Here is a 1564-nt window from a genome sequence, read left to right on the forward strand (position 1 = left end):
TTAAATTTTTGATATAATATCTACGTAGATATAAAATAGAAAATAGATTCTATCTAACTACTCAGAAAATTCAATTTGGATTTGAGGATTGGTTGAATGTGTGGCATAATCTTTATTATTATCACCTGCAAATACCATTGTTGAAAATATTACTATTCCTATGATTATTAATATAGTGATTTTTTTCATATTTTCCACCTCCATTTTTGATTTTACCATTTCTAACATGGTTTTCAAGTCATTTTTCGGCTTCTGTAAATATGTTTATTTCAATATTTCAGAAGGTACCAAAACAACTTTTAAAAAATCGCTTATTTTATTAGTATTTTTAATATTTTATTACATAATTTAAATTAATATTTTATGATAATTAGAGTATTATTTGAATTTTTCTACTAATATAGTCCGTAATTTAATTGTAATAAATTAGCGCTGTAAATAAAAAAATACGATATGGTAAAAGTTATTTTAAGAAGGTGATATTTTGAATGAGTATAAATTAAAAGATATTATTTTCATAGTTCAATATGGTTCATTTTCAAGAACTATAATTAATTATTTACTGGATATACTCAAAGAGGAAAGTGTAAAATACTATTTATTACTATTAAAATCAATATGGGATTCAAAATATAGAAATGCTTTTAAATATGCTGATAAAGTTATTTCAACAACAACAACAACAACAATATTGAGAGAGCTTGCAAGATTTGAAAAGATATGGATATTGTCTTTAAAAAAGAAGAAAAACAATATGATTGAAGAAATTAATATACTCAAAAACAATTTACCTTCTCTTCCAGATTATGCAAGGAATCTAATAATTCCAGGATTAAATCTTTTAATTGAAAGGTTGGAAATAAATGAAAATCTGAGAATTTATAGTCAAAAATACAAAGAATATAAAAATCAACAATCAATAATAAAATATTCAGAAGCAAGAAAAGAAATAAAAAAAGAAAATTACAACAAAGCATATTATTTATTTATAGAAGGATATTTTCTTGCAAAAGACTTTCCACATCCAACTATGATGTGTAATGGTTTAAATGGTGCAGCATGGTGGATAAAAAAAGTAGATAAAAAGAAGGCTTTGATTGCTGCTGAGTTATTGGAGTATTATATTGGTTACTATTTTGAGGATTTAAATTATATTTATAACTGGTTTGATACTATTTTTGAAGTAAAAAAGATTAATAATGATATGCGTATTTCTGAAATATGTAATATAGTAAATGAACTAAAAAAGATTTTTCCTGAAGTAAATCTCGATAAGAAGTTTAATAGAAGCTTTTATTCAAAAGAATTTGAAAAAGAAATAAAGAAGAATTTTAAAGAAAATACTATTAAATTTAGAAAACAAAAAGAAGTAAATATCCCAATATTATTCTTCTCAGCATATACAGCATTAATAGAAAAACCATTTTTTACAAAGAGTCATATTTTGAAATTGACTTTTGAAGGAGATAAAAATAAGATTATTAAATTCTTCTCTGCTAATTATGAGAAGATGTATTTTTTTAATGTTATGATGGAGAATTTTCATGAGAAAATTCTCATAGAT

The 1564-nt window shown here is 22.8% G+C and carries 2 protein-coding genes; one reads left to right on the forward strand and one right to left on the reverse strand.

All coding sequences use genetic code 11. The features are described from left to right. Positions 1 to 57: 57 nt before the first annotated feature. Positions 58 to 189, reverse strand: a complete 132-nt coding sequence (locus XO10_RS10760) for a hypothetical protein (protein WP_255370589.1) — start codon at positions 187 to 189, stop codon at positions 58 to 60. Between the two features lie 295 nt (positions 190 to 484). Here XO10_RS10760 and XO10_RS10485 point away from each other — a divergent pair. Then, positions 485 to 1564 (forward strand): hypothetical protein (locus XO10_RS10485; protein WP_175421493.1); only part of this gene is annotated, 1080 nt, incomplete at its 3' end.

It is taken from the genome of Marinitoga sp. 1135, from assembly GCF_013363245.1.
GTDB classification, from domain to species: domain Bacteria; phylum Thermotogota; class Thermotogae; order Petrotogales; family Petrotogaceae; genus Marinitoga; species Marinitoga piezophila.